Annotated in this window: 14 protein-coding genes and 1 other RNA gene; 6 read left to right on the forward strand and 9 right to left on the reverse strand. The window is 65.0% G+C overall.

The genetic code is table 11. The features are described from left to right. Window positions 1-7 precede the first annotated feature (7 nt). The 5 genes from BDD18_RS07215 to dld all read left to right on the forward strand — a co-directional run bounded on the left by BDD18_RS07215 (window position 8) and on the right by dld (window position 6892). Window positions 8-1042, forward strand: a complete 1035-nt coding sequence (locus tag BDD18_RS07215) for a DctP family TRAP transporter solute-binding subunit (protein WP_066783136.1) — start codon at window positions 8-10, stop codon at window positions 1040-1042. Window positions 1043-1496: 454 nt separating this feature from the next. Continuing rightward, a complete protein-coding gene (gene lldP, locus BDD18_RS07220) occupies window positions 1497-3197 on the forward strand; it encodes an L-lactate permease (RefSeq protein WP_142082164.1) in 1701 nt (566 codons plus the stop codon). A gap of 22 nt (window positions 3198-3219) precedes the next feature. Further along, the gene (lldR, locus tag BDD18_RS07225) at window positions 3220-4005 is read left to right on the forward strand and encodes a transcriptional regulator LldR (RefSeq protein ID WP_142082166.1); all 786 of its coding nucleotides are present in this window, start codon (window positions 3220-3222) and stop codon (window positions 4003-4005) included. Then, entirely contained in the window at window positions 4002-5141 is a 1140-nt protein-coding gene (gene lldD / locus BDD18_RS07230; protein WP_142082168.1) for an FMN-dependent L-lactate dehydrogenase LldD, read from the forward strand. The genes lldR and lldD overlap by 4 nt, the downstream gene beginning before the upstream one ends. Then, window positions 5138-6892 (forward strand): D-lactate dehydrogenase, encoded by a 1755-nt coding sequence (dld, locus tag BDD18_RS07235; protein ID WP_142082170.1) that lies wholly within the window; start codon window positions 5138-5140, stop codon window positions 6890-6892. The genes lldD and dld overlap by 4 nt, the downstream gene beginning before the upstream one ends. A 15-nt stretch (window positions 6893-6907) precedes the next feature. Here dld and BDD18_RS07240 read toward each other — a convergent pair whose 3' ends face one another. The 3 genes from BDD18_RS07240 to BDD18_RS07250 all read right to left on the reverse strand — a co-directional run bounded on the left by BDD18_RS07240 (window position 6908) and on the right by BDD18_RS07250 (window position 10146). Further along, window positions 6908-7258: a nucleotide pyrophosphohydrolase gene (locus tag BDD18_RS07240; protein WP_420482158.1), complete on the reverse strand. Its 351-nt coding sequence runs from the start codon at window positions 7256-7258 to the stop codon at window positions 6908-6910. A gap of 100 nt (window positions 7259-7358) precedes the next feature. Next, window positions 7359-8291, reverse strand: a complete 933-nt coding sequence (locus BDD18_RS07245) for a 2-hydroxyacid dehydrogenase (RefSeq protein WP_142082172.1) — start codon at window positions 8289-8291, stop codon at window positions 7359-7361. Window positions 8292-8319: 28 nt separating this feature from the next. After that, window positions 8320-10146, reverse strand: a complete 1827-nt coding sequence (locus BDD18_RS07250) for an ABCB family ABC transporter ATP-binding protein/permease (protein WP_211360691.1) — start codon at window positions 10144-10146, stop codon at window positions 8320-8322. 40 nt (window positions 10147-10186) lie between these two features. Between BDD18_RS07250 and BDD18_RS07255 the strand changes: the two genes are divergently transcribed. Next, entirely contained in the window at window positions 10187-10615 is a 429-nt protein-coding gene (locus BDD18_RS07255) for an acyl-CoA thioesterase (protein ID WP_044395885.1), read from the forward strand. A 25-nt stretch (window positions 10616-10640) separates the two neighbouring features. On the opposite strand, the gene BDD18_RS07260 is transcribed toward BDD18_RS07255, so the two are convergent. The 6 genes from BDD18_RS07260 to BDD18_RS07285 all read right to left on the reverse strand — a co-directional run bounded on the left by BDD18_RS07260 (window position 10641) and on the right by BDD18_RS07285 (window position 15407). After that, window positions 10641-11195 (reverse strand): bactofilin family protein, encoded by a 555-nt coding sequence (locus BDD18_RS07260; RefSeq protein WP_142082174.1) that lies wholly within the window; start codon window positions 11193-11195, stop codon window positions 10641-10643. Between the two features lie 148 nt (window positions 11196-11343). After that, window positions 11344-11832: a thioesterase family protein gene (locus BDD18_RS07265; protein ID WP_066697235.1), complete on the reverse strand. Its 489-nt coding sequence runs from the start codon at window positions 11830-11832 to the stop codon at window positions 11344-11346. Window positions 11833-12212: 380 nt separating this feature from the next. Then, window positions 12213-12989 carry an enoyl-CoA hydratase gene (locus BDD18_RS07270; RefSeq protein ID WP_066697239.1) on the reverse strand — a complete coding sequence of 259 codons (777 nt, stop codon included), beginning with the start codon at window positions 12987-12989 and terminating at the stop codon, window positions 12213-12215. A gap of 45 nt (window positions 12990-13034) precedes the next feature. Continuing rightward, window positions 13035-13865 carry an acyl-CoA thioesterase gene (locus BDD18_RS07275; RefSeq protein ID WP_142082176.1) on the reverse strand — a complete coding sequence of 277 codons (831 nt, stop codon included), beginning with the start codon at window positions 13863-13865 and terminating at the stop codon, window positions 13035-13037. A gap of 183 nt (window positions 13866-14048) precedes the next feature. Next, window positions 14049-14122: non-coding RNA, sX9 sRNA (locus BDD18_RS07280), on the reverse strand. A gap of 85 nt (window positions 14123-14207) precedes the next feature. Further along, the gene (locus tag BDD18_RS07285) at window positions 14208-15407 is read right to left on the reverse strand and encodes an acetyl-CoA C-acyltransferase (protein WP_066783117.1); all 1200 of its coding nucleotides are present in this window, start codon (window positions 15405-15407) and stop codon (window positions 14208-14210) included. Window positions 15408-15414 lie beyond the last annotated feature (7 nt).

Here is a 15414-nt window from a genome sequence, read left to right on the forward strand (position 1 = left end):
TGACCCGATGAAACTGCGTACCTTCCTCACTTCCGCCGTGGCTGCCGCCGCCGCCCTCGCCTTCACCGCCCCTGCCGCCCTGGCGCAAACCGCGTACAAGAGCGAATACCGCATGTCGCTGGTGCTGGGCACCGCCTTCCCCTGGGGCAAGGGCGGCGAGCTGTGGGCCAACAAAGTGCGCGAGCGCACCAATGGCCGCATCAACATCAAGCTGTATCCCGGCGTCTCGCTGATCCAGGGCGACCAGACGCGCGAATTCAGCGCGCTGCGCCAAGGCGTGATCGACATGGCCGTGGGCTCCACCATCAACTGGTCGCCCCAGGTCAAGCAACTCAACCTGTTCTCGCTGCCCTTCCTGTTCCCCGACTACGCAGCCGTGGACGCGGTGACGCAAGGCGACGTGGGCAAGCAAATCTTCGCGACGCTGGACAAGGCGGGCGTGGTGCCCCTGGCCTGGGGCGAAAACGGCTACCGCGAAATCTCCAACTCCAAGGTCGCGATCAAGTCGCCCGCCGACCTCAAGGGCCTGAAGATCCGCGTGGTGGGCTCGCCCCTGTTCCTGGACACCTTCACCGCCCTGGGCGCCAACCCCACGCAAATGAGCTGGGCCGATGCCCAACCCGCATTCGCCAGCGGCGCGGTGGACGGCCAGGAGAACCCCATCGCCGTGTACCAGGCCGCCAAGCTGCACACCGTGGCCCAGAAGCACATCACCATGTGGGGCTACGTGAACGACCCGCTGGTGTTTGTGGTGAACAAGGACATCTGGAACAGCTGGACACCCGCCGACCGCGAGATCGTGAAGCAAGCCGCCCTTGACGCAGGCAAGGAAGAAATCGCCATCGCCCGCAAAGGCATGGTCGAGGCGGACAAGCCCCTGCTCAAGGAAATCGCTGCCAACGGCGTGACGGTGACCCAGCTGTCGGCCGCCGAGCGCGAAGCCTTCGTCAAGGCCACCCGTCCCGTGTACGACAAGTGGAAGAACCAGATCGGCGCCGATCTGGTGACCGCCGCTGAAAAGGCGATTGCTGCACGCAAGTAAGTAAGCGGAACGCTCCTAAAACCATAGCTTCTAGCGCTTGTACAGCAAGCGCTAGAAGCTTTTTTTATGCCCAAGAACCTGACCCCAACTGGGCAGAAGCCCGACCGACACAGCACAACCTACCGATTCAAAATTGGTAATACCAATATAGAAAAATAAAGCCGCAAAGACCATAAATCAGTATTAACCCTATCAGGCATAACTCCTAGAAAGACCCAGAATCTCGCCAATTCGCACGGATAAGCATTTTTTTGGTCATACCAATTTAGGTCAATGTCTACCTGAGAAAGCCAGGCGCCACCTGCCCCTTTCAGACAGGCCCGCAGCACAGGTCGCCCGCCGACCCGCAACGCGAGCCTCAGGAGACCACGCCGCCTGGCCGGCGCGTCCACTGCGGTGAAGAAAGCCATGGGCCCTGGGCCCCTGTCTGCGTTTCAATGTCTTTGTCTTCGTTATGCAAACCCTCTGGCAACAAAACTACGACCCGGCCGGGAACATCTGGCTGTCCGCGCTCGTAGCCCTCATTCCCATCGTCTTCTTCTTTCTGGCCCTGACCAAGCTGCGGCTCAAGGGCTACCAGGCGGGCACCGTCACGGTGCTGCTGGCACTGGGCGTGGCGCTGCTGTTCTACAAAATGCCCGTGAGCGCCGCGCTGGCCTCGGCCGTGTATGGCTTCTTCTACGGCCTGTGGCCCATCGCCTGGATCATTGTGGCCGCCGTGTTTCTGTACAAGCTGTCGGTCAAGACCGGGCAGTTTGATGTGATCCGCAGCTCCATCCTGTCGGTCACGCACGACCAGCGCCTGCAGCTCATCCTGGTGGGTTTCTGCTTCGGAGCCTTCCTGGAAGGGGCCGCAGGCTTTGGCGCCCCCGTCGCCATCACCGCCGCGCTGCTGGTGGGCCTGGGCTTCAAGCCGCTGTACGCCGCCGGCCTGTGCCTGATCGCCAACACCGCCCCTGTGGCCTTTGGCGCCATGGGTATCCCCGTCATCGTGGCCGGGCAGGTGTCGGGCATCGACCCCTTCCTCATCGGCCAGATGGCCGGGCGCCAGCTGCCCTTCATGACCATCCTGGTGCTGTTCTGGATCATGGCGATCATGGACGGCTGGCGCGGCGTGAAGGAGACCTGGCCTGCCGTGCTGGTGGGTGGCGGCTCGTTCGCCGTGGTGCAGTTCCTCACCGCCAACTACATTGGCCCTGAGCTGCCCGACATCACCTCCGCCATCGTCTCGCTGATCGCGCTCACCGGGTTCCTCAAGGTGTGGCAGCCCAAGCGCATCTTCCGTTTTGATACAGCAGAAAGCACGACCAGCCAGACCACCGGCACGAAAGCACCCGCTGCAGCCAAGCCCCAAGCCGGTGCCACAGCGCCCCTTACCGCAGGCGCCATCGTCAAGGCCTGGTCGCCCTTCATCATCCTGACCGCGATGGTCACGCTGTGGAGCCTCAAGCCCTTCAAGGCACTGTTTGCTGCCGGCGGCCCCCTGGCGTCCACCATCATCAACATCCCCGTGCCCATGCTCGACAAGCTGGTCGCCAAGATGCCCCCGGTGGTTGCGCAGGCTACGCCTTACGGCGCGGTGTACACCTTCAACTGGCTGGCCGCCACCGGCACGGCCATCCTGATCGCCGCCATCCTGACCATCGCCTTCGCCCGCTTCTCCCCCGCCAAGGCCTTGGCCACGCTGGGCGAGACGGTGCGTGAACTGGTCATCCCCATCTACTCCATCGGCATGGTGCTGGCCTTTGCCTTCGTGGCCAACTACTCGGGCCTGTCGGCCACGCTGGCCCTGGCGCTGGCCCACACGGGCAAGGCGTTCACCTTCTTCTCGCCCTTCCTGGGCTGGATTGGTGTGTTCCTCACGGGCTCGGACACCTCGGCCAACGCCTTGTTTGGCGCGCTGCAGGCCACCACGGCCAACCAGCTCGGCCTGTCGCCCGTGCTCACCGTAGCGGCCAACACCACGGGTGGCGTCACCGGCAAGATGATTTCGCCCCAGTCCATCGCCATTGCCTGCGCGGCCGTGGGCCTGGCGGGCAAGGAATCGGACCTGTTCCGCTTCACCGTCAAGCACAGCCTGGTGTTCGCTGCCATCATCGGCATCATCTGCACGTTGCAGGCCTATGTGTTTACGTGGATGATTCCGGGTCATTGAAACCCTGCATCTGAGAGCCCCCATGCGCCTGGCCGATCACGTTGTCGAGAAACTGCTTGCCCTCGTGCAAGACCGCGGACTGCAGCCCGGACAGAAGCTGCCCGCAGAACGGCAACTGGCCGAGGAGCTGGGGGTGTCGCGCACCTCGGTGCGCGAAGCCATCCAGAAGCTCACCAGCCAGGGTGTGCTCTCGGCCCGGCGCGGCGATGGCACCTATGTGCAGCAGATCCACAAGCCCGCAGAGTGGCTGCAAGAAGCCATGGTGCCGCTGGCGGGCCTGATCGAATCAGACCCGCACTACCGCTACGACGTGCTGGAGACGCGCCACGCGCTGGAAACCAGCACCGCCTGGCTGGCCGCACAGCGCGCCACCGTGCAAGACAAAGTCCACATCCAGCGCTGCTTTGAAGTGATGCTGCAGCACCAGCAAAGCGGCCATGCCGAACTGGCCGCCCGCGCCGATGCGCAGTTCCACCTGGCCATTGCCGAAGCCTCGCACAACCTGGTGCTGGTGCAGGTGATGCAGAGCCTGTTCACCGTGGTGCTCTCCACCGTGGAGCGCAACCGCCACGACATGTTCCGCCTGAGCGCGCCCATCACGCTGCAGGCGCTGACGGCGCAGCACCAGAAGCTGATGCAGGCGATTCTGGACGGCGATCCGCAGCACGCACGCGAATGCATCGGCGAGCACCTGGAGCATGTGCGCACCACCATCCAGCGCATGGACGAAGACCGCGCCCGGCGCGAACGTTCCACACGCCTTCCCCTGGATCTAGCCCCCCAAGACCTGAAACAGCCACCATCATGATCATCTCTTCCAGCGCCGACTACCGCGCAGCAGCGCAACAGTTTCTTCCGCCCTTCCTGTTCCACTACATCGACGGCGGCGCCTATGCCGAGCAAACGCTGCGCCGCAATGTGGACGACTTCGCCGCCGTGGCGCTGCGCCAGCGCGTGCTCAAGGACATGAGCCAGCTCGACACCAGCATTGAGCTGTTTGGCGAAAAGCTCAGCATCCCTGTGGCCCTGTCGCCCGTGGGCCTGACGGGCATGTACCGCCGCCGCGGCGAGGTGCAGGCGGCCCGCGCGGCTGATCGCCACGGCATTCCGTTCACCATGTCCAGCGTGTCGGTCTGCCCCATTGAAGAAGTGGCGCCCAAAATCCAGCGCCCCATGTGGTTCCAGCTCTACGTGCTGAAAGACCGGGGCTTCATGCAGAACGCGCTGGAGCGCGCCCAGGCCGCAGGCTGCACCACGCTGGTGTTCACCGTGGACATGCCCGTGCCCGGCGCCCGCTACCGCGACGCGCATTCGGGCATGAGCGGCCCCAACGCCCCGCTGCGCCGCTACTGGCAGGCCGTGACGCACCCGCGCTGGGCGGTGGACGTGGGCCTGCTGGGCCGCCCGCACGACCTGGGCAACATCTCCGCCTACCGCGGCAGCCCCACGGGCCTGGCGGACTACATGGGCTACCTGAGCGCCAACTTCGATCCGTCCATTTCCTGGAAAGACCTGGAGTGGATTCGCGCCTTCTGGAAGGGCCCGATGGTCATCAAGGGCATCCTGGACCCTGAGGACGCCAAGGACGCCGTGCGCTTTGGCGCGGACGGCATCATCGTCTCCAACCACGGTGGCCGCCAGCTCGACGGCGTGCTGTCGTCCGCCCGCGCCCTGCCCGCCATTGCGGACGCGGTGAAGGGCCAGATCAAGATCCTGGCCGACTCGGGCATCCGCAACGGGCTGGACGTGGTGCGCGCCATTGCCCTGGGCGCCGACTGCGCCATGATTGGCCGCGCCTACATCTACGCGCTGGCCGCAGCGGGTGAGGCGGGCGTCAAGCACCTGCTGGAGCTGCTGGAAAAAGAAATGCGCGTGGCCATGACGCTGACCAGCGTGGCACGAGTGGCGGACATTTCGGGCGATCTGCTGGTGCGCGAAGCGTGAGCAGCGCCCCCCAGGTTCCACGCGAAGCCCTGCTTGCACAGTTGCGCAACGCCGTGGGTGCTGCCCATGTCCTCACCGACGACCAGGCCACCCGGCGCTTTCGCAAAGGCCACCGCACGGGCGAAGGCCCGGTGCTGGCCGTGGTGCGCCCCGGCACGCTGCTGGAGCAGTGGAAGGTGCTGCAGGCCGCTGTGGCGGCGGGCCGCATCGTCATCATGCAGGCCGCCAACACGGGCCTGACCGGCGGCTCCACCCCCGACGGTGCCAACTACGACCGCGAGATCGTGCTGGTGAATACGCTGCGCATCACCGGTGTGCAAGTGATTGCCGGGGGCGATCAGGTGGTGTGCCTGCCCGGTGCCACCCTGGACAAGCTGGAGCAGACGCTGGCCCCGCTGGGGCGCGAGCCCCACTCGGTCATCGGCTCGTCGTGTATCGGCGCGTCGGTGCTGGGTGGCATCTGCAACAACTCGGGCGGCGCGCTGGTGCGCCGGGGCCCGGCGTACACCGAGCTGGCGTTGTACGCCCGCGTGAAGGACGACGGCACGCTGGAGCTGGTGAACCACCTGGGCATCGCCCTGGGCGATACACCCGAAGAAATCCTGACGCGCTTGCAAAACGGCGACTACGCCGAGGCCGACATCCAGCGCGACACCGGCCGGGTCGCCTCCGACGCCCGCTACGCCCAGGACGTGCGTGCCGTGGATGCAGACACCCCCGCCCGCTTCAATGCCGACCCGTCCCGCCTGTTCGAGGCCTCGGGCTCCGCAGGCAAGGTGTGCCTGTTTGCCGTGCGGCTGGACACCTTCCCCAAGGAACCCAGCACCGTGTTCTACATCGGCAGCAACACGCCCGATGACCTCACCGCCGTGCGCCGCCACCTGCTCACCGCCCTGCCCCGCCCGCCCATTGCCGGTGAATACATCCACCGCACCGCGTTTGACATTGGCGAGAAGTACGGCAAGGACACCTTCCTGCTCATCGACCGCTTTGGCACGGCCCGCGTGCCTGCGGCCTTTGCGCTCAAAAGCCGGTTTGATGGGTTCTTTGAACGCCTGGGCATGCGCGGCTTTGTGGACCACGCCATCCAGGCCGTGACACGCCTGCTGCCCAGCCACCTGCCCCGGCGCGTGCGCCAGTGGCGCGATCTGTACGAGCACCACCTGCTGGTGCGCGTATCGAACGACCAGGTGGAAGCCACCCGTGCATTCCTGACCGAGCACTTTGCGAACAGCACCCAGGGCGGCTGGTTCGAGTGCGATGCCGACGAGGGCCGCAAAGCCTTCCTGCACCGCTTTGCCATCGCAGGCGCGGCCATCCGCTACCGCGAGGTGCACCGCAGCGAGGTCGAAGACATCGTGGCGCTGGACATCGCCCTGCGCCGCAACGACCGCGAATGGGTGGAGCAACTGCCGCAGGACGTGGAGCGCGATGTGGTGCACAAGCTGTACTACGGCCACTTCTTCTGCCATGTGTTCCACCAGGACTACATCGTGAAGAAAGGCGTGGACCCGCTGGCCATGGAGCACCGCATGTGGGAGCTGCTGGACGCGCGCCGCGCCGAATACCCCGCCGAGCACAACGTGGGCCACCTCTACGTGGCCAAGCCCGCGCTGGCAGGCTTCTACCAGTCGCTGGACCCGACCAACACCTTCAATCCCGGCATCGGCCACACCCCGCGCGGGCGCAACTGGCAGGAGTGCAACCACGCCAACGGCGGCTGGCCCAAGGGGTATTCCGAAAACGCCTGAGCGCGCGCAGCCCAGCTATGGTCCATCGGCCGAAGTCGGGCCAGCGGGCGGCGCCGGGTGCTTGATGGCGTTCTTCACCAGCTTGCGCTCCACCGCGTCGCGCAAGTCCACGCCGGTGTGGTCGGCCAGTTGCAGCAGATAGAGCAGCACATCGGCCATCTCTTCACCCACACGCTCTTTCTGCGCGGGGTCGGCGGTGAGCTGTTGCGACTCCTCGGGCGTGAGCCACTGGAACAGCTCCTGCAGCTCGGCCGCCTCCACCATCAGCGCCATGGCCAGGTTCTTGGGCGTGTGGTACGGCTGCCATTGCCGTGCAGCGGCAAAGGCACGCAGGCGTTGCTGAAGGTCGGTCAGGTCCAGCGTCATGCGCCGCTCCTGGGTTGACCCACACATCGCCCAACGCAAATGCTATTGATTTCATAGCTGCTTGCGCTTGTTAATAAAGCGCTAGAGGCCGATTTGATGCTCATAGCGGCGTCACAGGTGCTTCGCCCGCCAGGTGGCGGCGGGCGTTTTCCATGAAGCGGTCCACCGAGTTCTGCACCGCTTCAGGCGACCAGCCCGCCACATGGGGTGTGAGCACCACGTTGTCCAGGCCCAGCAGCTCGGCCGGGGGCGCGGGCTCGCTCTCGTACACGTCCAGGCCGGCTGCAGCGATGCGGCCTTCGCGCAGCGCGGCGGCCAGGGCCGAAGTATCGATCACGCTGCCGCGTGCGATGTTGACTACCACGCCGCGCGGGCCCAGCACGTTCAGCACGGTGGCATTGACCAGATGCCGGGTAGCAGCACCACCGGGCGTGGCGATGACGAGAAAGTCCGCCCACTCGGCCAGCGCAGCCACATCGGCAAAGTAGCGGTAAGGCACATCGGTGCGGGCGCTGCGGTTGTGGTAGCCCACCTCGATCTCGAAGCCCAGCGCGCGCTGAGCAATCTTCTTGCCGATGGTGCCCAGGCCGATGATGCCCAGGCGCTTGTGCGACACGTTGGGTGGCAGCGGCAGGGCCGTGCGCCACACACCCGCCCGCGTGGCCTTGTCCAGCGGCAGGATGCGGCGCTGCGCGGCAATCAGCAGGCCCCAGGTGTGGTCGGCCACGCAGTCGTCGTTGGTGCCCGCACCGGTGGCCACCACAATGCCGCGCGCCTTGGCGTGGTCTACCGCCACGTTTTCATAACCCGCGCCCAGCACGCAGATCAGCGTGAGCGCGGGCAGCGCGTCGATCTGCGCGGGCGACAGGCCGATGGCGCCGATGGTGAGCGCTACCCGCACGCGCGGGCCGTGTTCAGCAATCGCGGCCGCAGCCTGCGCTGCATCGGGCGCGTAGACCACTTCAAACACCTCGGCCATCTGGGCGCGGTGTTCTTCCGAGAGAAAAGTGAGGGCAAGCAGGAGAGGCTTCATGGGTTCAAGGTTCCAAATACAGGGGGGATCAGGCGGCGCCATCGCTTTGTTGCAAGGCCCACATGTTGGCGTAGCGGCCGCCTTGGGCCAGCAGCTGCGCGTGCGTGCCGCGCTCAATGATGCGGCCCGCATCCATCACCAGAATCTCGTGCGCGTCCACCACCGTGGAGAGGCGGTGGGCAATGAGCAGCGTGGTCTTGTTTTGCGCAGCGCTTTGCAGCTCGGCCTGGATGGCGCGCTCGTTGGCAGAGTCCAGCGCGCTGGTGGCCTCGTCGAAGATAAGGATGGGCGGGTTCTTGAGCAGCGTGCGGGCAATGGCCACGCGCTGCTTTTCACCGCCCGAGAGCTTGAGCCCCCGCTCGCCCACCATGGTGGCGTAGCCCTTGGGCGTGGCGGCGATGAAGTCGTGGATGCGTGCAGCGCGGGCGGCGGCCTCCACCTCTTGCTGCGTGGCGCCTGTGCGTCCGTAGGCAATGTTGTAGGCCACAGTGTCGTTGAAGAGCACGGTGTCCTGCGGCACGATGCCAATGGCCTGGCGCACGCTGGCCTGCGTCACGCTGCGAATCTCTTGCCCGGCGATGGTGATGCGGCCCTGCTGGATGTCGTAGAAGCGGAACAGCAGCCGCGCCAGCGTGGATTTTCCCGAGCCCGAGGGCCCCACCACCGCCACCGTCTTGCCCGCAGGGATTTCAAAGCTCACGCCTTGCAGAATGGGCCGCGCAGGGTCGTAGGCAAAGTGCACATCTTCAAACCGCACGGTGGGCTGCGCCAGGCCTTGCAGCGGCTGCGCGCCGGGGGCATCGGCCACCTCGCGCTCCTTGTCCATCAGCACGAACATCTTGTCCAGGTCCGTCAGGCTCTGCTTGATCTCGCGGTAGATCACGCCCAGGAAGTTGAGCGGGATGTAGAGCTGGATCATGAACGCGTTGATCATGACCAGATCGCCCAGCGTCAGGCGCCCATCGACCACGCCCTGCGTGGCGCGCCACAGCATGGCCACCAGCCCCACGGCAATGATGAGCTGCTGGCCCGCGTTGAGCATGGACAGCGTGGTCTGGCTCTTGAGCCGCGCGCGGCGCAGGCGCTCCAGGCTTTCGTCGTAGCGACGGGCCTCGAAGCCTTCGTTGTTGAAGTACTTCACCGTCTCGTAGTTCAGCAGCGAATCCACCGCCTTGGTGTGCGCAGCCGAATCGAACTCGTTGGCCTCGCGGCGGAACTTGGTGCGCCACTCGGTCACCAGCACCGTGTAGGCGATGTACAGCACCAGCGCGGTGAGTGTGATCCAGGCAAACCAGGCGTCAAACTTCACGGCCAGCACGCTGAGCACCAGCACCACCTCAATGAGCGTGGCAAACACATTGAACAGCGAGAACGAGATCAGCGACTCAATGCCGCGCACCCCGCGCTCGATGTCGCGCGTCATGCCACCCGTTTGCCGCTCCAGGTGAAAGCGCAGGCTCAGCGCGTGCAGGTGCTCAAAGGTCTGCAGCGCAATCGAGCGCGCCGCCCCCTGCGTGGCCTTGGCAAAGACCAGCTCGCGCAACTCGTTGAACACGGAAGTGGACAGGCGCAGCGCGCCGTAGGCCACCAGCAGGCCCACGGGCACGACCAGCATGGCGGCCGGATCGCCCGGCTTGAAGCTCATGGCATCGACCAGGGTCTTGAGCAGCAGGGGCACGCCCACGTTGGCCAGCTTGGCAGCCACCATGAAGGCGATGGCAGCCACCACGCGCCACTTGTACTGCCACAGATAGGGCAACAGGCGCTGCAGGGTCAGCCAGTCGGTGCGGGATCGCTGCTCGGATGGAGGGGACGATGGGGAATGTGGAGGGCCGGATTCACCGCGTTGGCGCATGGGGGACAATCCTGATTGTTGTTATCTAGTGATTGTGCCCATGTCTGCCTCTTTCAGCCCGCCACCCGCCGCATTGCCCTCCGAGCACGAACTGGTGCTCAAAGTCATTCCCATGCCTGGCGACTGCAACGCCAACGGCGATATTTTTGGCGGCTGGGTGATGGCCCAGGTGGACCTGGCCGGATCGGTCCTGCCCGCGCGCTATGTGCAGGGGCGCATGGCCACGGTGGCCGTCAATGAGTTCATTTTCAAGCAGCCGGTGCGCGTGGGCGACATCCTGTCGTTCTTCTCGCACATCACGCGCGTGGGTAACACCTCGGTCACCGTGCAGGTCGAGGTGTATGCCGAGCGCTTTTCAGACCAGGGCCGCTATGTGAAGGTGACCGAGGCCACGCTGACCTATGTGGCCATAGACGCCAATGGGCGCCCGCGCCCGCTGCCCAAGCCGCAGGCGCCTGCCCAGGGCTGAAAGCCCCAGGCGGTTTTCTGAGCCCTCAGGCCGCCATGGCAGCGGGCTCTGCGCGCACCACCGCAGGCGCAGCCGATGCGCGCGCGCCAGCGCCAATACCGGCTTCGATCTCGCCCGCCAGCTGCCCGCCCTCTTCCACCACGAGCTTGCCGTAGCGGATCTTGCCGTTGACCTTGCCCGTGCTGTAGATCACCAGCTTATGGCGCACGGTGAGGGTGCCGTTGAATTCGCCATGGATCTCGGCAATGTCGATCTCTGCCGAGCCTTTGAATGCGCCGTTTTCCGAGATATGGATCACGCGCGAATCCATGGTGGCTTCTACCGTGCCTTCCACCACCAGCGTGTCGCAGTCGGTGATCTCCACGCCCTTGAGCTTGATATTAGGGCCCACCGTGAGCTTGCTGCCCGAGCTGTCGCCCACCGAAGAGGCCTGTGGCTTCTGCCCCGTGAGGCCGCCCGCTGGTGCGGCCACCGCGGGGGCGGAGCCCGAGGCGAGCGTGTTCAAACCGTTGGCAGGGGGAGTGTGGCGCTGGAAGGGTTCGGGTTCGCGTTTGCCAAAGAAGGGGTTTTGCACGGCCATCAGATCTCCTTGAAAAGGATGCATCCTAGGTTTTCATGCCTGCAAAAGTTGCCATCTTTCGCAAAAGCAGTAACCAAACGGTTCGTTCGTAGCATGCGCTTGCAAGGCTTGCAGGACCACACGCCCACCGCCTGCGGCGCAGCACAACTTACGAAACGATATAAGCCGCCGCCCCGGCCGACATGAGCTGCCCATCGGGGCCAAAGAATTCCATGCGCGTGGTGGCCACGCGCGAGCCCAGGCGCAGCACCTCGGCCCGCAGCTCGAAGTGGCTGCCAATGCCGGGGCGCAGGTAGTCGATGCGCAGGTCGATGGTGCCCAGCTTGGCAAAGCGGTGCAGGCGCTGCTCGGGCGGCTCGCTCATGTGCTTGGCGCCAATGGCAGCCATCACGGCCAGGCCACCCATGGCATCCAGCCCGGCACTGATCACACCGCCGTGGATGCGGTTGTAGGCATAGTGGCCCACCAGCTCCGGCCGCATGTCGATGCGCGCCACCACCTGTTGCGGGGCAATGCTGGTGACCTTGAGCCCCAGCAGCTGGTTGAAGACGATCTTCTCTTCAAAGATGGTGGTGAGCCCGGCGAGGAACTCGGGTTCGAACACGATGGCGGCAGCGGAAGCAGACGAAGCGGACATAAACACCCTTGAGGCTGCGGCGGGCTACCCGCCATCTTTACTATGCTTTTGATAGCTGCCAGCGCTTGTCAATAAAGCGCCGGAAGCCAATTTCGCTTAAATCACGGACATCAGTAGCAGCCTTCAGACCTTGCTGAAATCAGGATGTCTTTTAGCGAAACACTTCCGCCCTGCTGCGCAGTGCGTGCTGGCTGCGCCAGCTCCAGACTTCAGACCTTGCTGAAGTCTGGATGTCTTTTCTAGCGAAAGATCCACCGCCCTGCTTCGCAGTGCGTACTGGCTGCGCCAGCACCAGACTTCAGACTTTGCTGAAGTCTGGGTGTCTCTTTTGATGGAAACACATCCTGCGACTGCGTCGCTGGTGCCTGCGGCACCTGATTTCAGACTTTGCTGAAATCAGGATGTCTTTTCTCCATAAACGCTCCAAATGCTTCGCGGGCGGCGGGCTCGCGCAGCATGCGGCCAAAGCTGGCGCCTTCTTCGGCCATCACGGCGGCGATCTGGGGCAGCTGGTGCTTCTTCATCAGGCGCTTGGTCTCGATCAGCGAAGACAGGGGCTTGGCTGCCAGCTTCTTGGCCTGGGCTTGCGCCACGCCGTTGCATTCGGTGGGTGGCAACACGCGGTTGACCAGACCCACTTCCAGGGCAGCTTCGGCAAAGAAGGGCTCACCCAGCAGCAGTGCTTCGGCGGCGCGGTGGTAGCCCAGCATTTGCGGCACCAGCAGGCTGGATGCGGCTTCAGGGCACAGGCCCAGGTTGACGAAGGGCATGGAGAACGCTGCGTTGTCGCCCGCGTACACCAGGTCGCAATGGAACAGCATGGTGGTGCCAATGCCCACGGCCGGGCCGCACACCGAGGCGATCACGGGCTTGGGGAAGGCGGCCAGGCGGTGCAGAAAGCGGAACACGGGCGAATCCTGCGTGGCAGGGGGCTGCTGCAAAAAGTCGCCAATGTCATTGCCCGCGCTGAAGATGGCCACGTCGCCCTGGAACACCACCACGCGCACGCTGGCGTCCTGCTCAGCAGCGGCCAGGGCGTCAGCCATGGCGGCATACATCGTGGTGGTGATGGAGTTTTTCTTGTCCACCCGGTTGAAGGTGATGGTGGTCACGCCGGCTTCGGTGTGGACGAGGATGTCTTTGGTGGTTTCGGTCATGGTCAAAGAGGTGAATGAGGAACGTAGCAGCGCACGGCGGTGCGCTCACTCCTTGTAGTAAACGATCTGGTGGCTGGTGGCCAGCATGGTGCCGGCTTCGTTCCACAGCTGCACGGTCTGGTCAAAAAACCCGTTGCGGAACTCCTGCCCGCGCGCCTGGCCCAGCAGGTAGCCGGTGCCGGTTTGCGCCAGTTGCTCCGCGCTGGCATGAAAGTACACGGTGATGGACACGGTGCCTGCGGGCACGCGGTGCGCACGGCGCAACCACACGCGGGGGAAGAACAGGTCGGCCAGCGCAGACAGCGCGCAAAAGTCGAGCGGCCGGGCCGGTGCGTCGCGCATCCACAACTGGCTCAGGCTGTGGTCGCCACTGCCATCCCAGGCGCGCGGCAGTGCGCCGGTGATGGGGCGCATTTCATAGCGGTTCAGCCACTCCATGGCTTCGGGCCCGTGTTCGATGGCCGGGTGGGCCGTGGGGCCGGGCACGGCGGGCATGGGCACATCGCCAGCGCTCCAGGTGTCGCGCCGCACGGCGGTCACGGCCGTGGCCGTGGTGGTCACCACGGGCGCGCCTTCGGCATCGGCCTGGAGAATGGTCAATGTCCAGTGCTGGGTGGACCGGTTGGTGCGCACGGGCGTGGCCTGCACGGTAAAGGCCCCCGCCGTGAGCGCCCCCGCGTAATTGACGGTGAGCGACAAGGGGTCGCCCAGCCGGTCAGGGTGCTGCATCACGGCCTGCAGCAGCGTGGCCGCAGTCACGCCGCCGAATGGCCCCACCATGTTCCAGTAACCGGGGTGGGTCTGGCCCGTGAACTGCCCGGGCGCGGAAGACGTCAGCGCAAGCGCCTCGTCCAAAGGATGGATGGATGAAGTCATGCCGCTAGTGTGCCGCGAAACCAAACGCCAGGGCGTCGTCACGGAGACTGCAGCCGCCCCACACCATCACACACCGATTGGCCGGTTGAGCCATGCTTGTCTCCTCGTAGCAAAACCGGTCTGCGCCGGTTTGAATGGAAAACATGAACAGGCAGTGCACTTTCCCCCTGCCTTCACACCCCGCACTCAAAGGCGTAGCGAGCGGCCTTCAGGCGAGGCGGACGGAGCGCAGCAACCGGAACGTACTTGCGGTACGTGAGGATTGCGACGGCAAGGGGGTGGGGCCCCTTGCCTCCCCACTCGGCCCAACGACGCATGAAAGCCGCGCAGTAGCCAGTCAACTCAAAGAGCTTCGATGATGCCGGCGGCGCCTTGTCCTGTTCCTACACACATCGTGACCATGCCGTACTTCAGCTTGTGGCGGCGCAGCGCATGCACCACCGTCGCAGCACGGATCGCACCGGTCGCCCCCAGCGGATGCCCCAGCGCAATGGCGCCGCCCATCGGGTTCACATTCGCAGGATTCAGCCCCAGCGTATTGATCACGGCGAGCGATTGCGCCGCAAACGCTTCGTTCAACTCATACCAGCCAATGTCATCACTCTTGAGCCCCGCATAACGCAAGGCTGCCGGAATGGCTTCGATAGGCCCAATGCCCATGATCTCGGGCGGCACGCCGCGCGCGGCGTAGCTCACAAATCGCGCCAGGGGCGTCAGGCCAAACTGCTTCACGGCCTTTTCGCTGGCCACGATGAGGGCGCCCGCGCCATCGCTGGTCTGCGAGCTGTTGCCCGCCGTGACGCTGCCGCGTGCGGCAAACACGGGCTTGAGCTTGGCCAGGCCTTCCAGGGACGTGTCGGGGCGTGGGCCTTCGTCCAGGCTCACGGTGCGGCGCTTTTCCACCACTTCGCCGGTGGCGAGATTGGGCGAGCGTTCCACGATTTCGATGGGGGTGATTTCGTCGGTGAACTCACCGGCCTTTTGCGCCTTGATGGCGCGCAGGTGGGACTCAAGCGCGAACGCGTCCTGCATTTCGCGGCTCACCTTCCACTGCTGGGCGACCTTTTCTGCGGTGAGGCCCATGCCATAGGCGATGCCCACGTTTTCATCCTTCGCGAAGATCTCGGCGTTGAACGAGGGCTTGTTGCCGCCCATGGGCACCAGGCTCATGGACTCGGCGCCACCGGCGATCAGCACGTCGGCCTCGCCCACACGGATGCGGTCGGCCGCCATCTGCAGCGCGGTGATGCCCGATGCGCAAAAGCGGTTCACCGTCACGCCGCCCACGGGGTGGTCGAACGCCAGGCCCATGGCAATGCGGGCCATGTTCATGCCTTGCTCGCCTTCGGGGAACGAGCAGCCAATGATGGCGTCTTCAATCGCCTTGGGGTCCAGCGTGGGCACCTGCAGCATGGCGCTCTTGACGGCGGCGACCAGCAGGTCGTCGGGGCGGGTGTTCTTGAAATAGCCGCGGCCCGAGCGCCCGATGGGCGTGCGCGTGGCGGCGACGATGTAGGCGTCCTGAACTTGTTTTTGAGCCATGGTGAAA

Source organism: Acidovorax temperans (assembly GCF_006716905.1).
Classification (GTDB): domain Bacteria; phylum Pseudomonadota; class Gammaproteobacteria; order Burkholderiales; family Burkholderiaceae_C; genus Acidovorax; species Acidovorax temperans.

Bases quoted from the DNA above. Each gene is read 5' to 3' on its own strand.
- BDD18_RS07270 (WP_066697239.1), bottom strand. From the start codon at position 12,989: ATGACCGAAACCACCAAAGACATCCTCGTCCACACCGAAGCCGGCGTG.
- BDD18_RS07260 (WP_142082174.1), bottom strand. From the start codon at position 11,195: ATGGCCGTGCAAAACCCCTTCTTTGGCAAACGCGAACCCGAACCCTTC.
- BDD18_RS07285 (WP_066783117.1), bottom strand. From the start codon at position 15,407: ATGGCTCAAAAACAAGTTCAGGACGCCTACATCGTCGCCGCCACGCGC.
- BDD18_RS07265 (WP_066697235.1), bottom strand. From the start codon at position 11,832: ATGTCCGCTTCGTCTGCTTCCGCTGCCGCCATCGTGTTCGAACCCGAG.
- BDD18_RS07250 (WP_211360691.1), bottom strand. From the start codon at position 10,146: ATGCGCCAACGCGGTGAATCCGGCCCTCCACATTCCCCATCGTCCCCT.
- lldP (WP_142082164.1), top strand. From the start codon at position 1,497: ATGCAAACCCTCTGGCAACAAAACTACGACCCGGCCGGGAACATCTGG.
- BDD18_RS07255 (WP_044395885.1), top strand. From the start codon at position 10,187: ATGTCTGCCTCTTTCAGCCCGCCACCCGCCGCATTGCCCTCCGAGCAC.
- BDD18_RS07245 (WP_142082172.1), bottom strand. From the start codon at position 8,291: ATGAAGCCTCTCCTGCTTGCCCTCACTTTTCTCTCGGAAGAACACCGC.
- lldR (WP_142082166.1), top strand. From the start codon at position 3,220: ATGCGCCTGGCCGATCACGTTGTCGAGAAACTGCTTGCCCTCGTGCAA.
- BDD18_RS07275 (WP_142082176.1), bottom strand. From the start codon at position 13,865: ATGACTTCATCCATCCATCCTTTGGACGAGGCGCTTGCGCTGACGTCT.
- BDD18_RS07215 (WP_066783136.1), top strand. From the start codon at position 8: ATGAAACTGCGTACCTTCCTCACTTCCGCCGTGGCTGCCGCCGCCGCC.
- lldD (WP_142082168.1), top strand. From the start codon at position 4,002: ATGATCATCTCTTCCAGCGCCGACTACCGCGCAGCAGCGCAACAGTTT.
- BDD18_RS07240 (WP_420482158.1), bottom strand. From the start codon at position 7,258: ATGACGCTGGACCTGACCGACCTTCAGCAACGCCTGCGTGCCTTTGCC.